The following is a 15,220-nucleotide window of genomic DNA, read 5'->3' on the forward strand; positions in this document are numbered from 1 at the left end:
TGATCTGGTTTAGCTGCCGCCGAACTCCTACCTTTATCGCCGACCATCAACAGTGTTGTTGCGATTGAAAACCGCAGGGGCAACTGCCAATCCGCCGGCATCAGGAGGCCTTATGAGAGGTTTGATTTTAGCCGCAGCCGTCATGCTTCCCACGGCTGCTTTTGCCGTCGAGGCCGTGGAGGTCAATGTCCGTGAGCATTCCTGCCGCGAGCTTGCGCAGATCATCCAGCAGAAAAAGGCGGTCTTTATTCGTACGGGCATTGGCGGGCGGAGCTTTCGATATCCGCCAGCGCGATGCTCTTTAGGCGACAAGTATGATGTAGCCAGAATACGCGCCGCCAACGGGGAAATCTGCGTGCTCGACTACGAGTGCGTTTACGACCCGCAATCCTTCTACAACAGGATACCCAAATGATATGGCGCTATCGCTCAGCTGCTGTCGCGCAAGCGACTTGAAGCTCCATCTGTACTGCATCCATGAACAGGACTGCCTGCCGCGAGATTTCCGCCTCGGCACAGCCCTGTTCTCTGAGTTTGGCCGCAAAACCTGCCATCTCCGTCCGCCAGAAGCGATTTGCCGCCTCCCCGTGCAGGTTCTGTAGGGCCTCGCTGCAGCGCCTTATGTCGGCTGTGCGTCGGTCGGCAGGAAAATGCAGAAGCGCCATGTTGTCTCCGTCATTGCTCGGCGAATCGCCAGTGTCCGGCAGATTGGCTGTAAGTTCTTCACAAGTGGTGAAGCCCTCGGAGGAATGAGATATCTGACGCGCCGTTGTGAGTTCGAGGATGCTCAGCATCACCGAAAATTGACAGGGTGTTGTCCGGCAACGGTCGTCTCTGCCCCAGGCTGTGCTAGAGTTCTCGCGATAACGCAGTGATGGGAAGTTGATGATGCTGACAACACTTGCGATGCTCGCGAGCCTGTCGGGCGCTGCCGCCACGATCGCGCAATCAAGCCAAAATGAAGTCGATGTCGAGTTGGTGCTGGCGGTCGATACATCCCGCTCCATGGATTACGAGGAAGTTCGCATACAGCGCGAAGGCTATGTCGAGGCGCTGCGGCACAAGGAATTCCTCGACGCAGTGAAAGGAGGACTGACTGGACGGATCGCCATCAGCTATTTCGAATGGGCCGGCTATGTCGTGCCGGGTTCCGTTCTTGACTGGCAGGTGATCGAAAGGGAAAGCGATGCGCTGAGTTTTGCAGACAAACTCGAAGCGAGGCCGATCGCCACACAGCGCCGCACATCGATATCTGCAGCGATCGTTCAGGGCATGTCCATGCTCGCCGCAAGCCCCTATAAGAGCAATCGCCAAGTGATCGACGTTTCCGGCGACGGTCCCAACAATTCAGGCGATCCCGTCACGCCCGTCCGCAATGGGGCGCTCGAAACGGGGGCCGTGATCAATGGCCTTGCCATCATGCTCAGGCCTTCCGATGTGCCAGACGGGCTCGAGAAATATTATGCCGATTGTGTCATCGGCGGCCCGGGCTCTTTCGTTCTGCCGGTTTACAAGGTCGAGGACTTCGCCGTCGCGGTTCGCCGGAAGCTGGTTTGGGAAATCAGTGGCCTCGAGCCGTCACTAGATATCCGCGAAATTGCATCCAATCAGCCGACGACGGACTGCCTTGTCGGCGAAAAGCTCTGGCAAAATCTTTTCGATCGCTGACCCTAGCTCGCCTCGAAAGTTGCGGCACGGGTCCCGCCTGCTCCAGGCGCGGCAGAACCTTTCTCGCGGAGGGTGATCCACGTGCAATTTGCAATAGCGGGAAGGGCTACAGCAAGGCTGCCTCTACCAAAGTGCGACTGGCGCAGATGCAAGAAACTGATCGACGGCCAAAGCAAGCGCGGGGGCAAGTGCCACGATCTCCTCATGGGCGGCAAAAACGATCAGCGCCAGTAACGAGATTATCGACCCCGCTTCGATGGCCCACATGGGATCGCTGACGGGCGCCAGAGCCGCCTCGGGGAGAACGATAGGTGGCCGTGCGGCGGTCGGGCTATTGTCGTTTGCAGGATGAAAGAGGCGGACAGGGCGAGGATTGGCGATACGCGATTTAGCGCATATTCCAGGATAGGTTTCGCAGACTGAGCTGGACATCGGATTATTCCCGCCGGCGTTGGAAGATTAAGCTAAGTTGGGGTTAGGCTGATCTTCCCTCAACTATACTCACGAATAGGGATCGCCATCCAAATGGCCACCATAGGCTTCCGTCATGCGCTTTGTGCATAGGTGAACTGTAGTCTCAACGCTACTCGTTCGAGTGGCCCCATACTATATGTTGCTCATCAAAGCGAACGAGGCGCCGCTACCTGGCAGCTGTCGCTAGACCCACGGAAAGGGGACTAAAATGAGCATTGCACGCACTTTCAACAACTGGCGCAAGTACCGTCAAACCGTTGCAGAGCTTGGCCGCATGTCGAGCCGGGAACTGAACGACCTCGGTATCGCGCGTGGTGATATCCGCGAAGTCGCACGCGCCGCTATCGGCCGCTAAGACTACCGCTGGATGGATTCAAAAAAACGCGTTCGCCTTGTCCAAGGCGACGCGTTTTTCTTTGTGGAGCCATTCCTCTGGCGCATAATGCATGGCAGCCTTGCAAATATATGCCTAGAAGAACGGCAAGGCTCAGCGTATATCTTCTCTCAACGAAGCGATGAAACTCCTCCCTCGTCGCTTTGTCCGAGACGCGGCTTACCTCCTCCCGAGCCAGCGTCTACGTGGCGGCATCCTCCCGCCGCCACGCGTCATAAAGGGCGCCTGCCGGATATCCTCCCTCGGCAGGCGCCTTCTTTTTTGTCAAAGGATTTTGATCCTTATCGCTGAGGCCAGAATGTCCTCTTACCAGACGGTGGGGCAGTCTGAGCCTTGACCTTTCCGACTGTCAGCGGTTTCTGAACACCGTGCAAGCGACACCGGCAGTTCGTATCGCACTACAAAGCTTGGTCGCCTCTGCACGTGTCTCCCTGCCGATTCTTGCGGCATAGCGCGGCCGGTATCCGAAATTTCCCCCTCTCTGGCGCACGATCACTGCGCGCTCCGCATTCAGCGGTTCGGGAAGTCTTGCCACCGATATCGTGAAGAGCCGATCTGCCACGGACGGATTGTAATGAGCGGCAAGTTGTACACCCCATGGCGCCCAGTCAGCCGATCCAGTGAGGACAGGTTCGTTCATCTGCCGTGTCTCGGCAAGCGCCACGCATGCCTCCCGGAACGGCATGCCGTCCCGCAGGTCCGGAGCCGCACTCTCTGGAGGACTATCCCGCCAGGTTTCGACAGTCTGGCCGGTAACTGTGAAAACATAGTCGCGGGTCTCGACCGGCAGACGGCCGGAAGAGAGGAACCGTCTGAGGCCGGATTCACCGGCATTATAAGCGGCGGCAGCAAGACCGAGATTGCCGAATCGAAGCCTGAGTTCGTCGAGGTAGCTGGACGAGGCTTTCAGCGCCTGGACGACGTCGAAGCTGTTTTCAAGCGCTCGCAGCCGGGCAGTTCCCGGCATGAACTGCGCAATGCCCTCCGCGCCCTTGGGGCTGACTGCCTCGGGACGGAACAGGCTTTCGCGCCAGATCAGACGGGCGAAGAAGGCCGAGGGAATGTTATGCGCGCCAGCAAGGTGATCCAAGGCCGCGCAGAGGTCCCGATTGAAATAATCCTTGCGGATACAGAGCGTTTGCCCGTCGCCATCGTCACCCTGATAAAGACAGGCCGCTTCGGGAGCCGACGCTGCGGCAGCGTCGGCCGCGGGCGCCGTTACAGCCCATGCAGCAGAAACCAGCACCGCCTTCAACCCAAGCCGCATCTCGCCATCGCCAAATCCGCCCGGCGACATCGTGGCGGTTTTCAATCGAGACGGCAAGCTCCTTTGCCGACCGGTTTACCCGCGATCGATAGAATTAATGCACAACCGTCAGGATCGCGATGCCCGCTTCGGCAGCGGCACGGCGAATGGCGTCCTGCAACTCGCTGACGTCGATCTGTCCGGTGATCGCGTCGACACAAGCCTTGACAGCCACGACATATTCCTCGCCATCCTCAGACGGCCAGTCCGTGATCAAGACCTCAGCGATGTCTCTCAGTGTCCTGACGACTCTGTATTTTTCCCGGCCACCCAGCATCAGTACAAGAGGTGGGATGCGTTCAAATGTGTTCCATTCCATTACGCTCGGACTCCCCAACGCAAGCATATTGGTAACATTGCAAGAACCATACCGATTGCGTGTGAACATCATGCATCCGACAACTTGAGCGTTGGGTCGATCGGACAATGTCTAAAATGGATTTTACGACTCAAGTTTTTGTTGCGTCTTGCTCCAGGCTTGGCTAAAGAAGGCTCGTCATTGGCCGGTGCGATCCGGCCACGTAAGCGTTAACGTCACTCAACGCGTATGACCGAGCGGCTTTTGCGGCTTCGATCTGCGCGACTCTGTCCTGCGGATCGATCCCCGAAGCCCCGGAAGGACATGATGGACGACAAGCACTCCATAGATCACCATTTGACGGCACCCACCATCGAGCGGATCCGCCATGAATTGCGCCGCCGTTCTCTGACCGTTGAAAGCATCAGCGATATCACTCCAGGCATGCGACGGATTGTGCTGAGGGGCGAAGATCTCGCCGACTTCATCAGCTTGCCTCCCGACGACCATATCAAGATCATTGTGTCCGGCATCGATGGTGCCGAAGAGCGTCGCGACTACACCCCGAGCCGCTATGACAATGCGGCCCGCAGGCTGACCATCGATTTTGCCCTGCATGAGGCGGGACCGGCGACGCTGTGGGCGATCGCTGCCCAGCCTGGTGCGCCACTCGAAATCGGCGGCCCGCGCGGTTCAGCCGTGGTCTCCGGAGTGAAGAGATGGCTGCTGATCGGCGATGAAACCGCGCTGCCCGCGATTGGCCGTCGCATTGAAGAAAGCGGTGCCGACACCGACATCACCACAATCGCGGCAGTTGCAGACAAAAACGAAGAGCAATTCTTCGAGACGATCGCGGCGCTGCGCACGCACTGGGTTCATCGCCCTCTACCCGAAGCGACGAATGCCGAACCGTTGATTGCTGCCCTGACGGGGATCGACATCGTTCCGCAGACATTCGTGTGGATTGCCGCGGAGGCGTCAGTGGTGCGGGCAATCCGCGCCTATCTCGTCGAAGACCGCGGCTATCCGCTCAGCTGGATCAAGGCATCGGGCTATTGGGTCAAAGGCAAGCCCGATGCGACTGAAAAGTTCGAATAGCGAAGGCGCATACGCGGCGTTCAACACGCTACTCCTTGCTGCTGCCGCTACCGTATCTGTTTCAAGCTTTAGGGCGGAACATCGGGCGAATGCCGGTGTTTTCTCTGCAGAAGGAGATCTGCCATGGGTACGAACGATACTAATGCAAAACCAGAGCAACGCCGCCCGAAAGACGTCAAGCCGACGGCTGAGGCCGCGGAGCGCAAAGACGGGGAGTCTCTCGCTCCGCCGACCGTCCAGCCATCAGGCGCCCGGGATCAAAGCGAACGGCCGATCGTCGATCCGGTCACTGGCGTTCCACTCTGATGAACGTGGACCGGCGGTAGGATCATGGGAGGTAAGAGCATGGCTAGAGACAGAGAAGAAGCAATTCGTCAGCGCGCCTATGAAATCTGGGAACAGGAAGGTCGCCCGCAAGGAGCAGCACTCAGGCACTGGCTGCAGGCGTCCGACGAACTCAGCGAGGAAGAAGAGCACGAGACGATGCAGGAGCTGATCGACGAGGATGATCGCGACGATGCCGCTCTGCTGCAAGGCGCCGGTGAAAGCGGCGATATTCATCCACGTCACCGGAGCTTTTCGGGAGCAAACCCGCGCCTACCCAGTCGCGCATAGGTAGATTATTTCTCCGACCGGTCAAGCAGAATACGTGCCTCATCGAAACGGCGCTTTCGGTCACCATCGTCTTCATTCGGCGAATAGCAGGTGTTTGACACACAGAAGCGGGCGAGGTGATGCGGTTTGTCGACTTTGTCGAATTCGCATTCGAAGGTGTCCGTCATGTCACCTTCCGCAGTCCCTGCCCGTGTCGAATATGTCATCCGAACGCCTGGGGGCTTGAGCTCCGGAAAAGACTGCACGGTGCCGATCGCAAGCTGATCGCTCATGAAGAAGCCCTTGGCGACTGACTTACATGTCGCTTCGAGATCGGGCGATTGTGCGAAAGCTGCAACCGGGAACCAGATAATGCCGAATAATACTAAATATTTACGCAAGGGCGTCTCCTTCTGATGCCGTTCAGAATGAGGTAGAGCCGATCCGGCAAAAACAAGTGGGACTCAGGCGGCGCCGGAAAAATCTTCCGACAGCAGGCCCAGCAATTCGTTGCGATCCCGCACGCCGAATTCGAACCAGTCGACCAGCGCTTTGGCCCTTGCCAGTCCCAAATCGCTGTCACGGCGGCAATGGGCGGTCAGACACCATTCCCGGTGGATGCCATCGAGAAAGTTCATCGCTTCCGACGTCAGTGCTTCCTTCGGCCAAACCGTTCGCGTCATCATGCGCCCCCTGTGCGGCCCCACAGTAGATGACCTATGGTTGATCGCAATGGCGAGAATGCAACAGTGAGGGATTAGTTGTCGTTGGCCGCCGTATCGTCACGCAGCAAAAAAGCGGCAGATAGATCCATCTGCCGCCCATATTGTCGTTTGCGATGAGGCGATCAGCCTTCCAACCATTTCACCTGTTCAGGCGTCAGCTTGATATCTAGCGCCGAAAGGCTGTCTTCCAGTTCGGCGATCGTGCGCGGGCCGATCAGCGGGATGACAGGGAAGGGTTGGGCGATGACATAGGCAAGCGCTACATGGATCGGATGCCGGCCGAGTTGCTTTGCAAGCTCGATCGCCCGGTCACGCCGCTCGAAGTTGCGATCCGAATACCAGCAGCGCACGATTTCCTCGTCGTCACGTTTGTCACGGCCGGCCCGGTCTGTGAAGAAGCCGCGGCCCTGGCTCGACCAGGCGAAGTTCGGGATCTGCTTCTCGTTCAGCCATTTCTTCCACTCATCGTCCGAGGCGGCAACGCAGCCGGCCCAGATCGGATCGAGCATTTCGGCAAGCGAGAAGTTGTTGGAAAGCGCAGCAGGCGCTGCCTTGTCGTTATTCTTGGCATAGGCAATCGCCTCGTCGAAGCGCTGGCGCGACCAGTTGGAGCCGCCGAAGATGCCGCGGATACGGCCGCGTTTGACTTCCGCATCCATAGCATCCACGAATTCGCCGACCGGTATGTCGGTATTGTCGCGATGCATGAAGTAGATATCGATATAATCGGTCTTCAGGCGGTTGAGAGACTGGTCGAGCTGTTTGCTGATGACATCGGGATAGCAGAGCGGCGAGTGGGCACCTTTGCCGATCAGCACGATCTCCTCGCGTGGTACCTGACGGCTCGTATGCCAATCGCCGAAGATGCTCTCCGTCTTGCCGCCGCCATAGACGAAGGCCGTGTCGAAGACATTGCCGCCCGCTTCATAGAAGGTGTCGAGCGTGAGTGAGGCGGCCGCGAAATTCGGAAAGAACTCGAAACCGAGGGTGACGACTGAGGCCGGCTTGGAAATGCCGGGGACCTGGCACTGCGGAATCGAATTGCCCCGACGGACAGTCCCGCCGGCAATGTTCAGGGTACGCTTGCCGGCTCTCTCGACGCCATACTCGAGGCCAACCGACGCGCGCCATTGGTCGAGCACTTTGAGGTTGTTGATCGAGTCCGCCCAGCTCATGCCGGGCCAGCGGAATTCGGTTTCGCCGGTCCGGATCGCGTCACCGGCCGCATCCGCTTCGAATGAATAGAGCCAGCGGTCTTCCTTGACATCGACGGTCTGTTGCTCGCCGTTCTTGAAGATCTCGATCTTGCCAATGCCACCCTTGTGACCGGAGGCAAACCAGAAATCCTTGACCTCGATACGGCCCTGCGAGCCGATGATGCGCAGCACATTGTCCTGCTGCGCCATGATCGAGCACGAGACCTCGGCGATGATTTCGTTCGGGAATTTGAGCACGGCCGATGCCCACTCGTCGACGCCGGATTGGCCGAGATGCGCGACACCCGAAACCTTTTCGGGATCAAGGAACGGTTTTCCGGCCGCAGCACCGGCGATCAACCGGGCCATGGAGACGGGGTAACCGCCGACATCGAGAATGCCGCCGCCCGCCGTTTCATTGGCAAACAGACGATGTTCCGGCTTGTATGTGCCCATGCTGAAGCCGAACGAGGAGCGGATGATGCGGACCTCGCCGATCGTGCCGCTCTTGATGAGCTCGACCAGCTTTGCGGTCTGCGGATGCACCCGGTACATGAAAGCTTCGCCGGCAAAGACGCCGGCCTTCTTCGCCTCGTAATAAATCGCTTCGGCATCATAGGCGGAGAGCGCGATCGGCTTTTCGACCAGCACATGCTTGCCGGCGCGAATCGCCTTGATGGCCCATTCGGCGTGGCCGGTATGGGGTGTCGCGATATAGATCGCCTCGACTTCCTGGTCCGTCAGCAGCGCGTCGTAGCCGTTGACGATACGGGCGCCAGGAAAGCCCTCGGCCAGACCTGGCTTGTCAGGATTACGCGTGGCGATCGCCACGAGCTTGCCGGTGCGCGAATGCGCGACGCCGTCGGCAAAGGTGCGGGCGATGGTGCCGGGGCCGATGATGCCCCAGCGGATCCGATTATCTGAAGTCATAATTATCCTCTTTCGTCTTTCAGTCCTGGGATCACACTAGCGGAGCCGCTTGCCGGCGGCGTCGAACAGGAAAATGCGGGCGGAGGGCAGGGAGACTGTCAGCGTCTCGGCCTTGCCAAGACTGCGCGATTCTGGTCGTTCGATGATGAGCTGCTCGCCGCCAAGATTGGTGTAGATGTAACTGGTATTGCCAAGGTGCTCGGCAACATCGACGGCAACCGTCAGATCAGCCTCGCCCTGACCCGCTTCGCCGAAATGCTCGGGCCGGATACCGAGCGTGACGAGCGCGCCAGATGTTATCGACCGGTCGGAAAGCGGCACCTCCAGCCGAACAGATTTGTCGGCGGCAAGCACGACCGTCACCTTGCCTGACTGCACACTCGACACTTCAGCTCGAAGGAAATTCATCTTCGGCGAACCGACAAAACCGGCGACGAATTGGTTGGCGGGATCGTCGTAAAGATCGAGCGGCGCGCCGATCTGCTCGATATTGCCGGCCCGCAGAACGACGATCTTGTCGGCGAGCGTCATTGCCTCAGTCTGGTCATGGGTCACATAGATCATCGTCGTGCCGAGCTGCTTGTGCAGCCTGGAAATCTCGACACGCATCTGCACGCGCAATTCGGCGTCGAGGTTCGAGAGTGGCTCGTCGAAGAGGAAAACCTGCGGTTCGCGTACGATGGCTCGACCGATCGCCACGCGCTGGCGCTGGCCGCCAGACAGCTGTTTCGGCCGCCGTTTCATCAATTCGTTGATCTGCAGGATCTCGGCGACATGGCGCACGCGCCGTTCGGTATCGGCCTTCGGATTGCCATTCATCCGCAGGCCGAAACTCAGGTTCTCCTCGACGGTCAAATGCGGATAGAGCGCGTAGGACTGGAAGACCATGGCGATGCCGCGATCGGCCGGCTCGACGTCGTTGACGGTGCGACCGGCGATCTTCAATTCGCCGCCAGTGATATCTTCAAGGCCGGCAATCATGCGCAGCAGTGTAGACTTGCCGCAGCCGGAAGGGCCGACGAAGACGACAAACTCGCCGTCCTTCACGTCCAGATTAGCGCCGCGGATGATTTCGAGTGCGCCATAGCGCTTGACGATATTGTTGAGTGAAAGCTCTGCCATGGGCTCCCCGAACTATTTGATTGCGCCGGCCGCAATGCCGGCGATGAAGTGACGCTGCAGGAACACGAAAACCACGAGGATCGGCGCTGTCAAAAGCACCGCACCCGCCATGATGCCGCCCCAGGATACCTTGGTGAGGCCGATCAGGACGCCAAGTGCCACCGGGGCCGTCATCATGCCCGGTTTCGAATTGATGAGCAGCGGCCAGAGATAGTTGTTCCAGGAGGCAAGGAAGAGGATGATCGCCAGTGCGGCCATGGTCGGCCGGGCGAGCGGCAGGGCAATGCGCAGGAATATCTGCCATTCCTTGACGCCCTCGACGCGGGCTGCGTCAAACAGTTCGTTCGGCATCATGGAAAAGGATTGCCGCATGAACAACACGCCGAGCGAGTTGAAAAGCGGCGGTACGATGAGTGCAACCCAGGTATTAGCGAGCTTGAAGTCGCGCGCCACCATGATGAATTGCGGAATGACCACGACGAAATAAGGAAGCGTGATCGTGCCGAGGATGATGGCGATGACCAGAGAGCGGCCGACGAAGCGGTAGCGCGCGAGTGCCCAACCGGCCATCGAGGTCAACATCACAGACAGGATAGTGTAGACGGTGGCGACGACGATCGAAATCAGCATGGCCCCCACGAAATTCGTGTCGGCCTGCAGGTTCTGGAAGTTCGCGACGAAGTTGGTCGAGGGCCAGAGCACGATCTGCGGGCTGAAGATGCCGTAATCGGGCATGGTCGAAAAAACGAACATCATCCAGAGTGGGAAGAGCCAGATGATCGCAAGTGGCAGCAGGAACGCGTGAAGGGCGATCTTGCGCAGGAGAAGGGATTGCGTCTTCGATCTCATGTCGGCTCCCTCCCGACCCAGAGATTGAGAAGCGAGATCGCGACAGCAAGTGCTGCCATCGTATAGGCAATCGCCGAGGCATAGCCGAAATTCAGTGATGTGAAGCCCTGGCGATAGAGAAGCAGGCCAAGCGTTTCCGTCCCACCGCCCGGCCCACCGCGGTTGGTGATCAGGAAGGGTTCGGCGAAGAGCTGCATTGTACCGATGACCGACAGGACCACGCAGAAAAGGATGATTGGTTTCAGGAGCGGCAGGGTGATGTGGATGAACTGCTGCCACTTGCTGACGCGGTCGAGTGTTGCCGCCTCATAGACATCCTCGGGGATGGATTGCAGCCCGGCCAGGATGATGATCGCATTATATCCTGCCCACCGCCAGGTGACTGCGATGATGATGACGACCATGGCGGCGTTGGCATTGTCGAACCAGGAGACGGGCGCAAGACCGGCTGCGCCGATCAGCTTGTTGATGATGCCGAAATCGAGATTGAACATCAGGCGGAAGACCGCCGCATAGGCGACTTCGCCGACGACGATAGGCGCAAAGAAAGCGAAGCGGAACAGGGCACGCGCTTTCAGGAGTGGTGAATTCAGCAGCACCGCCATGACAGTCGCAAGCGCGATCATGACGGGTACCTGGATGATCAGGATGAGAAGCGTATTATAGACGGCGTTGTAAAAGGCCGGGTCGGCAAAAAGGCGCCCCCAATTGGCCTGAAGGCTGAACTTCCACGGATTGACGCGCGTGTTCTGGAACGAGATCAGAAATGAATTGATGATCGGCCAGACCCAGAAGGCGGCAAAGACCAGAAGATAGGGCGCAAGGAACGCATAGGCGCTCCGGTTTCTGATCGGCATGGTACCTCCTTACCGAAACGAATGTGCCTGCCGCCTCCCGCGGCATGCGAGGCCGGGCGCTCTAGCGCCCGGCTTGTCATTCATTGTGCGATCGGAAGACCTGTCGCGGATGCGATCTGCTTGGCGGCATCATCGAGAGCCGCCTTCGCATCGGGATAGCCGCCGGCGAAATATTTCGTCTGCGTCGTCTTGTAGATGGCATCCGCATCCGTCTGGAAGGCCGTGCCGCGGCTCGGTACGATCTTCGGCAGGGTCGCGAGGATGTCGGCCCAGATTTTCTGGCCGCCCCAATAAGGCTGCGGCTCGTTGACGAAGGGATCCTGCACCGCCGACAGTAGCGACGGCACGAGGCCGAACGACTTCAGCATGGTGACCTGGCCCTCATTGGTGGTCAGCGCATAGGTCAGATATTTGAAGGCCGCTTCCTTGTTCTGGGAATTGGCATTGATGGCAAGCGACGAGCCCCCGAGATTGGCCGCATGCGGGCTGTCTGCGCTCATGCCTGGCATGGCGTAGACGCCCCACTTGCCGGAGAGATCGGGAGAGCCGGAACGGATCGTGCCTTCGTACCAGCCGCCGAAGAGCTGGCTTGCCACTTTGCCGGCGGTGTTGGAGGAGATCTTTTCGTCCCAGTTCGCAGCCGTCAGCGTGCCGGCATCCTTCATCGCTTTCACTTTTTCGAGCGTCTGGACGCAGGCCGACTGGTTGATGGTGATCGACTGGCCATCGGTCGAGAAATAGCCGCAGCCCTGTTCATTGGCGAGCATGCGGAACCATTCGCTGTCGCCATTGAAATCGGCCTGGCCCATCACGACACCTGGATTGGCGGCAGAGATCTTCTTGCCGGCAGCAATGAAATCATCCCAGGTTGCGATCGACTTCGGATCAACGCCGGCCTTCTCGTAGTAGTCGCGGCGATAGAAGACGGCGACCGGGCCGGAATCCCACGGCATGGCGTAGGCGACATCGCCGACCTCGAGTTCGGTGCGTTTGAAATCGGGGAATTTCGCCTGCATATCGGCGTTGTAGCCGAGATCCTTCAGGTTGGCGAAGCAATCCGGGAAGCGGCTCCAGAAGATCTCCGCCTCGAAATTCTCGACGGTGACTATATCGGGAAGTCCGTCGCCACCGGCGGCGCAGGCGGCAAGCGTCTTGTCAAAGACCTGCTGGTTGCCGAGATCCTGGACATCCACCTTGATGTCCGGAAACTGCCTGTTGAAGCCTTCGATCGTCGATTTGAGAGCCGAAGCAGCGACGTTCCAGCTCCAGATGGTAAGCGTTGCGGACTGCGCATAGGCAGATCCGGATGCAAGCAGCATGAGCGCTGCCGTTGCAGTGATGAGTTTAGAGCGCATGAAAATCCTCCCTTTTCAATTGCCGTCACTGAGTGAACGGGGCTAATCTAGCGTCGCGGGAACGGCTGTCTCATAAAAAGGGAATATGGAATTGGCGGAAAGTAAGGTCGTCGGCAAACCTGTTTACCAGCCGGGTGCCAGCACCATTGAAGGCATGCCGATGGCGCTTCAGATGTTTTATGCCCATCCGCCTGTCATGGCGATGCCGCACTGGCACGCCCAGGTCGAAGTCAATTACATCATGCGCGGCAGCGTCCATTATCGGATGAACGACCATGATATTACCCTGAAAGCTGGTCAGATGTGCCTCTTCTGGGGTGGGCAGCCGCATCAGATGGACGACTCTTCGGATGATTCTCTCTATGCCGGCGCTCATCTGCCCCTCGTTTACTTCTTCAGGATGCGCCTTCCGCCGACCATAGGTACGCGTCTGATGAAGGGAGAAATCCTGCTGACATCGTCGACCGACGCTGCGGATGAGGCAAATTTCCCCCGCTGGTATGACTATGCTAGGTCCGGCGACCCGCGGAAGACGCAGCATGCCGTCGATGAGTTGCTTCTGCGGATCGAGCGGATTGCGCTCGATTCTTATTCGATGGTGCCCGAGAATATTCTCGATGAGTTGGAGCAGCCAAACGCACAATTGTCTCGCAGCGTCGCCCGCATGTGCGATTTCATCGCGAGCAATTTCCTGCAGGATATCGATGCCGTTGAGATTGCCCGCGCGGTCGATCTTCATCCTAAATATGCGATGAACCTGTTCAAGAAAACGACCGGCATGACGATCAGTAAATATCTCAATCTGCTGCGTCTTTCGCATGCTCAGGCACAATTGATGGGCGAGGGCTCGAATGTGCTTCAGATTGCGATGGACAGCGGGTTCGGGTCGATCAGCGCCTTCAACAAGTCGTTCCGAAATATCGCCGGCATGTCCCCATCCGACTTCCGGCGCGATATCCGCTCGGTGATAGGCAACATCTCCGTCGCCGGGTGAGGTGACCTCGATCTGCCTTTCGAAGCCGATGGCGGGCTTGGAAATAAAGTGGCAGGCTGAGTTCATTATCCTGATGTCAGTGAGGACTTAAATGACGAGCAGTCAGGATGCCTTTCGTGTCCGCATCACCGGCGGTGTACAAGGCGTCGGCTATCGCGCCTGGACCCGCGGCCAAGCGCTACAGCTCGGTTTGACGGGCTGGGTGCGCAATGAGGCGGACGGCTCGGTCAGCGCACTGATCGTCGGTTCTCAGGACGCTACCAGCTCTATGCTCGAGCGCTTTTGGAGCGGCCCCACCGGCTCCTCCGTGTCGGAGGTGAAAGCAGAGGAGGCGACGCTCGATGAGGTTCCGAGCGACTTCCGGATCGTCCGATAGAGATCAGGAGAACCTGTGTTCCTTGCCGGCAATTGGCGAGGCGAACTGCGCTTCGCCGATTTTGACCGGCCAATCGCCGTCCGTGCGCACGACAAGCGTCTGCAGTTCCGGTACATCCAGATAGACGACCGTATCGGCACCAAGCCGCTCGATATGACGCACTTTGCCCTGCCACTTTCCTTCGATCGAGGAGAGCGCGACGTGTTCGGGCCGGATACCATATATCTTGCAGCCCTCACGCGCGGCAATCTCTCCCTCGAAGAGATTCATCTTCGGCGAGCCAATAAACCCCGCGACAAACGGAGTGGCCGGATTGTTGTAAAGCGTCATTGGCGTTCCGACCTGCTCGATCTGGCCGCCGTTCAAGACGACGATCTTGTCGGCCATTGTCATCGCCTCCACCTGGTCGTGGGTGACATAGATCATGGTGGCGCCGAGCTTAGCATGAAGCTCGGTTAGCTCGATGCGCATCTGTGAGCGCAGTGACGCATCGAGGTTCGACAGTGGCTCATCGAAGAGGAAGACTTTGGGGTTGCGGATGATCGCGCGGCCGATCGCCACACGCTGGCGCTGGCCACCCGAAAGAGCCTTCGGCTTGCGATCGAGCAGATGCGACAGCTGCAGGATATCGGCAGTTTGCCTTACGCGCTCAGCAATTTCCGCCTTGGGTCGCTTGGCAAGCGAAAGGCCGAAGCCGATGTTTTCTGCGACGGTCAGATGCGGATAAAGCGCATAGGACTGGAAGACCATGGCTATGCCGCGCTCGGATGGCTCAGCATCGGTGACATCTTTGCCGTCGATAAAAACCTGTCCGGATGTCGTCGTCTCCAGTCCGGAGATGATGCGCAGCAGCGTCGATTTCCCGCAGCCGGAGGGGCCGACGAAGACACAGAATTCACCGGCATCGACGCTCAGATCGACGCCCTTCATGACCTCGAGGCTACCAAAGCTTTTGCGGACACTTTCGAGAACAACTGATGTCAT

Annotated in this window: 20 protein-coding genes; 8 read left to right on the top strand and 12 right to left on the bottom strand. The window is 58.6% G+C overall.

All coding sequences use genetic code 11. The features are described 5' to 3' along the window. Nucleotides 1–112: 112 nt before the first annotated feature. Complete coding sequence (locus tag FHX15_RS22110) at nt 113–415, top strand: hypothetical protein (RefSeq protein WP_184400510.1); 303 nt, start codon at nt 113–115, stop codon at nt 413–415. A gap of 7 nt (nt 416–422) precedes the next feature. On the opposite strand, the gene FHX15_RS22115 is transcribed toward FHX15_RS22110, so the two are convergent. Next, a complete protein-coding gene (locus FHX15_RS22115; protein WP_184400511.1) occupies nt 423–665 on the bottom strand; it encodes a DUF6074 family protein in 243 nt (80 codons plus the stop codon). A 223-nt stretch (nt 666–888) separates the two neighbouring features. Here FHX15_RS22115 and FHX15_RS22120 point away from each other — a divergent pair, with 223 nt between their 5' ends. Continuing rightward, entirely contained in the window at nt 889–1,668 is a 780-nt protein-coding gene (locus FHX15_RS22120) for a DUF1194 domain-containing protein (RefSeq protein ID WP_184400686.1), read from the top strand. 123 nt (nt 1,669–1,791) lie between these two features. Here FHX15_RS22120 and FHX15_RS22125 read toward each other — a convergent pair whose 3' ends face one another. Continuing rightward, nucleotides 1,792–2,100 carry a hypothetical protein gene (locus FHX15_RS22125; RefSeq protein ID WP_184400512.1) on the bottom strand — a complete coding sequence of 103 codons (309 nt, stop codon included), beginning with the start codon at nt 2,098–2,100 and terminating at the stop codon, nt 1,792–1,794. A gap of 250 nt (nt 2,101–2,350) precedes the next feature. Between FHX15_RS22125 and FHX15_RS22130 the strand changes: the two genes are divergently transcribed. Further along, entirely contained in the window at nt 2,351–2,497 is a 147-nt protein-coding gene (locus FHX15_RS22130) for a DUF1127 domain-containing protein (RefSeq protein WP_184400513.1), read from the top strand. A 388-nt stretch (nt 2,498–2,885) separates the two neighbouring features. Here the strand turns inward: FHX15_RS22130 and FHX15_RS22135 are convergent, their stop codons facing one another. Both FHX15_RS22135 and FHX15_RS22140 read right to left on the bottom strand, forming a co-directional pair. Continuing rightward, entirely contained in the window at nt 2,886–3,803 is a 918-nt protein-coding gene (locus tag FHX15_RS22135) for a lytic transglycosylase domain-containing protein (RefSeq protein ID WP_184400687.1), read from the bottom strand. Nucleotides 3,804–3,897: 94 nt separating this feature from the next. Beyond that, nucleotides 3,898–4,161 carry a DUF982 domain-containing protein gene (locus tag FHX15_RS22140; protein ID WP_184400514.1) on the bottom strand — a complete coding sequence of 88 codons (264 nt, stop codon included), beginning with the start codon at nt 4,159–4,161 and terminating at the stop codon, nt 3,898–3,900. Nucleotides 4,162–4,467: 306 nt separating this feature from the next. On the opposite strand from FHX15_RS22140, the gene FHX15_RS22145 reads away from it, so the two are divergent. The 3 genes from FHX15_RS22145 to FHX15_RS22155 all read left to right on the top strand — a co-directional run bounded on the left by FHX15_RS22145 (nt 4,468) and on the right by FHX15_RS22155 (nt 5,853). Next, nucleotides 4,468–5,238 carry a siderophore-interacting protein gene (locus FHX15_RS22145; RefSeq protein WP_184400688.1) on the top strand — a complete coding sequence of 257 codons (771 nt, stop codon included), beginning with the start codon at nt 4,468–4,470 and terminating at the stop codon, nt 5,236–5,238. A gap of 123 nt (nt 5,239–5,361) precedes the next feature. Beyond that, on the top strand, nt 5,362–5,544 hold the full coding sequence (locus tag FHX15_RS22150) for a hypothetical protein (RefSeq protein ID WP_184400515.1): 183 nt from the start codon (nt 5,362–5,364) through the stop codon (nt 5,542–5,544). Nucleotides 5,545–5,583: 39 nt separating this feature from the next. Further along, nucleotides 5,584–5,853: a DUF2934 domain-containing protein gene (locus FHX15_RS22155; protein WP_184400516.1), complete on the top strand. Its 270-nt coding sequence runs from the start codon at nt 5,584–5,586 to the stop codon at nt 5,851–5,853. Nucleotides 5,854–5,858: 5 nt separating this feature from the next. Here the strand turns inward: FHX15_RS22155 and FHX15_RS22160 are convergent, their stop codons facing one another. From FHX15_RS22160 to FHX15_RS22190, 7 genes are all read right to left on the bottom strand, one after another. Beyond that, a complete protein-coding gene (locus FHX15_RS22160; RefSeq protein WP_184400517.1) occupies nt 5,859–6,233 on the bottom strand; it encodes a hypothetical protein in 375 nt (124 codons plus the stop codon). Nucleotides 6,234–6,296: 63 nt separating this feature from the next. Continuing rightward, the gene (locus FHX15_RS22165) at nt 6,297–6,518 is read right to left on the bottom strand and encodes a hypothetical protein (RefSeq protein WP_246779025.1); all 222 of its coding nucleotides are present in this window, start codon (nt 6,516–6,518) and stop codon (nt 6,297–6,299) included. Nucleotides 6,519–6,679: 161 nt separating this feature from the next. Next, nucleotides 6,680–8,683 carry an aldo/keto reductase gene (locus FHX15_RS22170; protein WP_184400519.1) on the bottom strand — a complete coding sequence of 668 codons (2,004 nt, stop codon included), beginning with the start codon at nt 8,681–8,683 and terminating at the stop codon, nt 6,680–6,682. Nucleotides 8,684–8,719: 36 nt separating this feature from the next. Then, nucleotides 8,720–9,805: an ABC transporter ATP-binding protein gene (locus tag FHX15_RS22175; RefSeq protein WP_184400520.1), complete on the bottom strand. Its 1,086-nt coding sequence runs from the start codon at nt 9,803–9,805 to the stop codon at nt 8,720–8,722. A gap of 12 nt (nt 9,806–9,817) precedes the next feature. Beyond that, nucleotides 9,818–10,654, bottom strand: a complete 837-nt coding sequence (locus tag FHX15_RS22180; protein WP_184400521.1) for a carbohydrate ABC transporter permease — start codon at nt 10,652–10,654, stop codon at nt 9,818–9,820. Next, a complete protein-coding gene (locus FHX15_RS22185; RefSeq protein ID WP_184400522.1) occupies nt 10,651–11,511 on the bottom strand; it encodes a carbohydrate ABC transporter permease in 861 nt (286 codons plus the stop codon). Before FHX15_RS22185 ends, FHX15_RS22180 begins: the two co-directional genes overlap by 4 nt. Nucleotides 11,512–11,591: 80 nt before the next feature. Then, nucleotides 11,592–12,866 (bottom strand): ABC transporter substrate-binding protein, encoded by a 1,275-nt coding sequence (locus tag FHX15_RS22190; RefSeq protein WP_184400523.1) that lies wholly within the window; start codon nt 12,864–12,866, stop codon nt 11,592–11,594. A gap of 85 nt (nt 12,867–12,951) precedes the next feature. On the opposite strand from FHX15_RS22190, the gene FHX15_RS22195 reads away from it, so the two are divergent. Beyond that, nucleotides 12,952–13,860 carry a helix-turn-helix domain-containing protein gene (locus FHX15_RS22195; protein WP_184400524.1) on the top strand — a complete coding sequence of 303 codons (909 nt, stop codon included), beginning with the start codon at nt 12,952–12,954 and terminating at the stop codon, nt 13,858–13,860. Nucleotides 13,861–13,951: 91 nt separating this feature from the next. Then, complete coding sequence (locus FHX15_RS22200; RefSeq protein WP_184400525.1) at nt 13,952–14,236, top strand: acylphosphatase; 285 nt, start codon at nt 13,952–13,954, stop codon at nt 14,234–14,236. A 3-nt stretch (nt 14,237–14,239) separates the two neighbouring features. On the opposite strand, the gene FHX15_RS22205 is transcribed toward FHX15_RS22200, so the two are convergent. Next, nucleotides 14,240–15,220 (bottom strand): ABC transporter ATP-binding protein, encoded by a 981-nt coding sequence (locus FHX15_RS22205; RefSeq protein ID WP_184400526.1) that lies wholly within the window; start codon nt 15,218–15,220, stop codon nt 14,240–14,242.

The sequence above is a fragment of the Rhizobium sp. BK650 genome, from assembly GCF_014195325.1.
Classification (GTDB): Bacteria; Pseudomonadota; Alphaproteobacteria; order Rhizobiales; family Rhizobiaceae; genus Rhizobium.

What these genes read in the sequence shown, in the direction of transcription:
- FHX15_RS22110 (WP_184400510.1), top strand. Translation starts at nt 113, where the DNA reads ATGAGAGGTTTGATTTTAGCCGCAGCCGTCATGCTTCCCACGGCTGCT.
- FHX15_RS22170 (WP_184400519.1), bottom strand. Translation starts at nt 8,683, where the DNA reads ATGACTTCAGATAATCGGATCCGCTGGGGCATCATCGGCCCCGGCACC.
- FHX15_RS22140 (WP_184400514.1), bottom strand. Translation starts at nt 4,161, where the DNA reads ATGGAATGGAACACATTTGAACGCATCCCACCTCTTGTACTGATGCTG.
- FHX15_RS22185 (WP_184400522.1), bottom strand. Translation starts at nt 11,511, where the DNA reads ATGCCGATCAGAAACCGGAGCGCCTATGCGTTCCTTGCGCCCTATCTT.
- FHX15_RS22155 (WP_184400516.1), top strand. Translation starts at nt 5,584, where the DNA reads ATGGCTAGAGACAGAGAAGAAGCAATTCGTCAGCGCGCCTATGAAATC.
- FHX15_RS22200 (WP_184400525.1), top strand. Translation starts at nt 13,952, where the DNA reads ATGACGAGCAGTCAGGATGCCTTTCGTGTCCGCATCACCGGCGGTGTA.
- FHX15_RS22175 (WP_184400520.1), bottom strand. Translation starts at nt 9,805, where the DNA reads ATGGCAGAGCTTTCACTCAACAATATCGTCAAGCGCTATGGCGCACTC.
- FHX15_RS22120 (WP_184400686.1), top strand. Translation starts at nt 889, where the DNA reads ATGCTGACAACACTTGCGATGCTCGCGAGCCTGTCGGGCGCTGCCGCC.
- FHX15_RS22190 (WP_184400523.1), bottom strand. Translation starts at nt 12,866, where the DNA reads ATGCGCTCTAAACTCATCACTGCAACGGCAGCGCTCATGCTGCTTGCA.
- FHX15_RS22115 (WP_184400511.1), bottom strand. Translation starts at nt 665, where the DNA reads ATGGCGCTTCTGCATTTTCCTGCCGACCGACGCACAGCCGACATAAGG.
- FHX15_RS22150 (WP_184400515.1), top strand. Translation starts at nt 5,362, where the DNA reads ATGGGTACGAACGATACTAATGCAAAACCAGAGCAACGCCGCCCGAAA.
- FHX15_RS22195 (WP_184400524.1), top strand. Translation starts at nt 12,952, where the DNA reads ATGGAATTGGCGGAAAGTAAGGTCGTCGGCAAACCTGTTTACCAGCCG.
- FHX15_RS22180 (WP_184400521.1), bottom strand. Translation starts at nt 10,654, where the DNA reads ATGAGATCGAAGACGCAATCCCTTCTCCTGCGCAAGATCGCCCTTCAC.
- FHX15_RS22205 (WP_184400526.1), bottom strand. Translation starts at nt 15,220, where the DNA reads ATGACATCAGTTGTTCTCGAAAGTGTCCGCAAAAGCTTTGGTAGCCTC.
- FHX15_RS22135 (WP_184400687.1), bottom strand. Translation starts at nt 3,803, where the DNA reads ATGCGGCTTGGGTTGAAGGCGGTGCTGGTTTCTGCTGCATGGGCTGTA.
- FHX15_RS22145 (WP_184400688.1), top strand. Translation starts at nt 4,468, where the DNA reads ATGGACGACAAGCACTCCATAGATCACCATTTGACGGCACCCACCATC.
- FHX15_RS22165 (WP_246779025.1), bottom strand. Translation starts at nt 6,518, where the DNA reads ATGATGACGCGAACGGTTTGGCCGAAGGAAGCACTGACGTCGGAAGCG.
- FHX15_RS22130 (WP_184400513.1), top strand. Translation starts at nt 2,351, where the DNA reads ATGAGCATTGCACGCACTTTCAACAACTGGCGCAAGTACCGTCAAACC.
- FHX15_RS22125 (WP_184400512.1), bottom strand. Translation starts at nt 2,100, where the DNA reads ATGTCCAGCTCAGTCTGCGAAACCTATCCTGGAATATGCGCTAAATCG.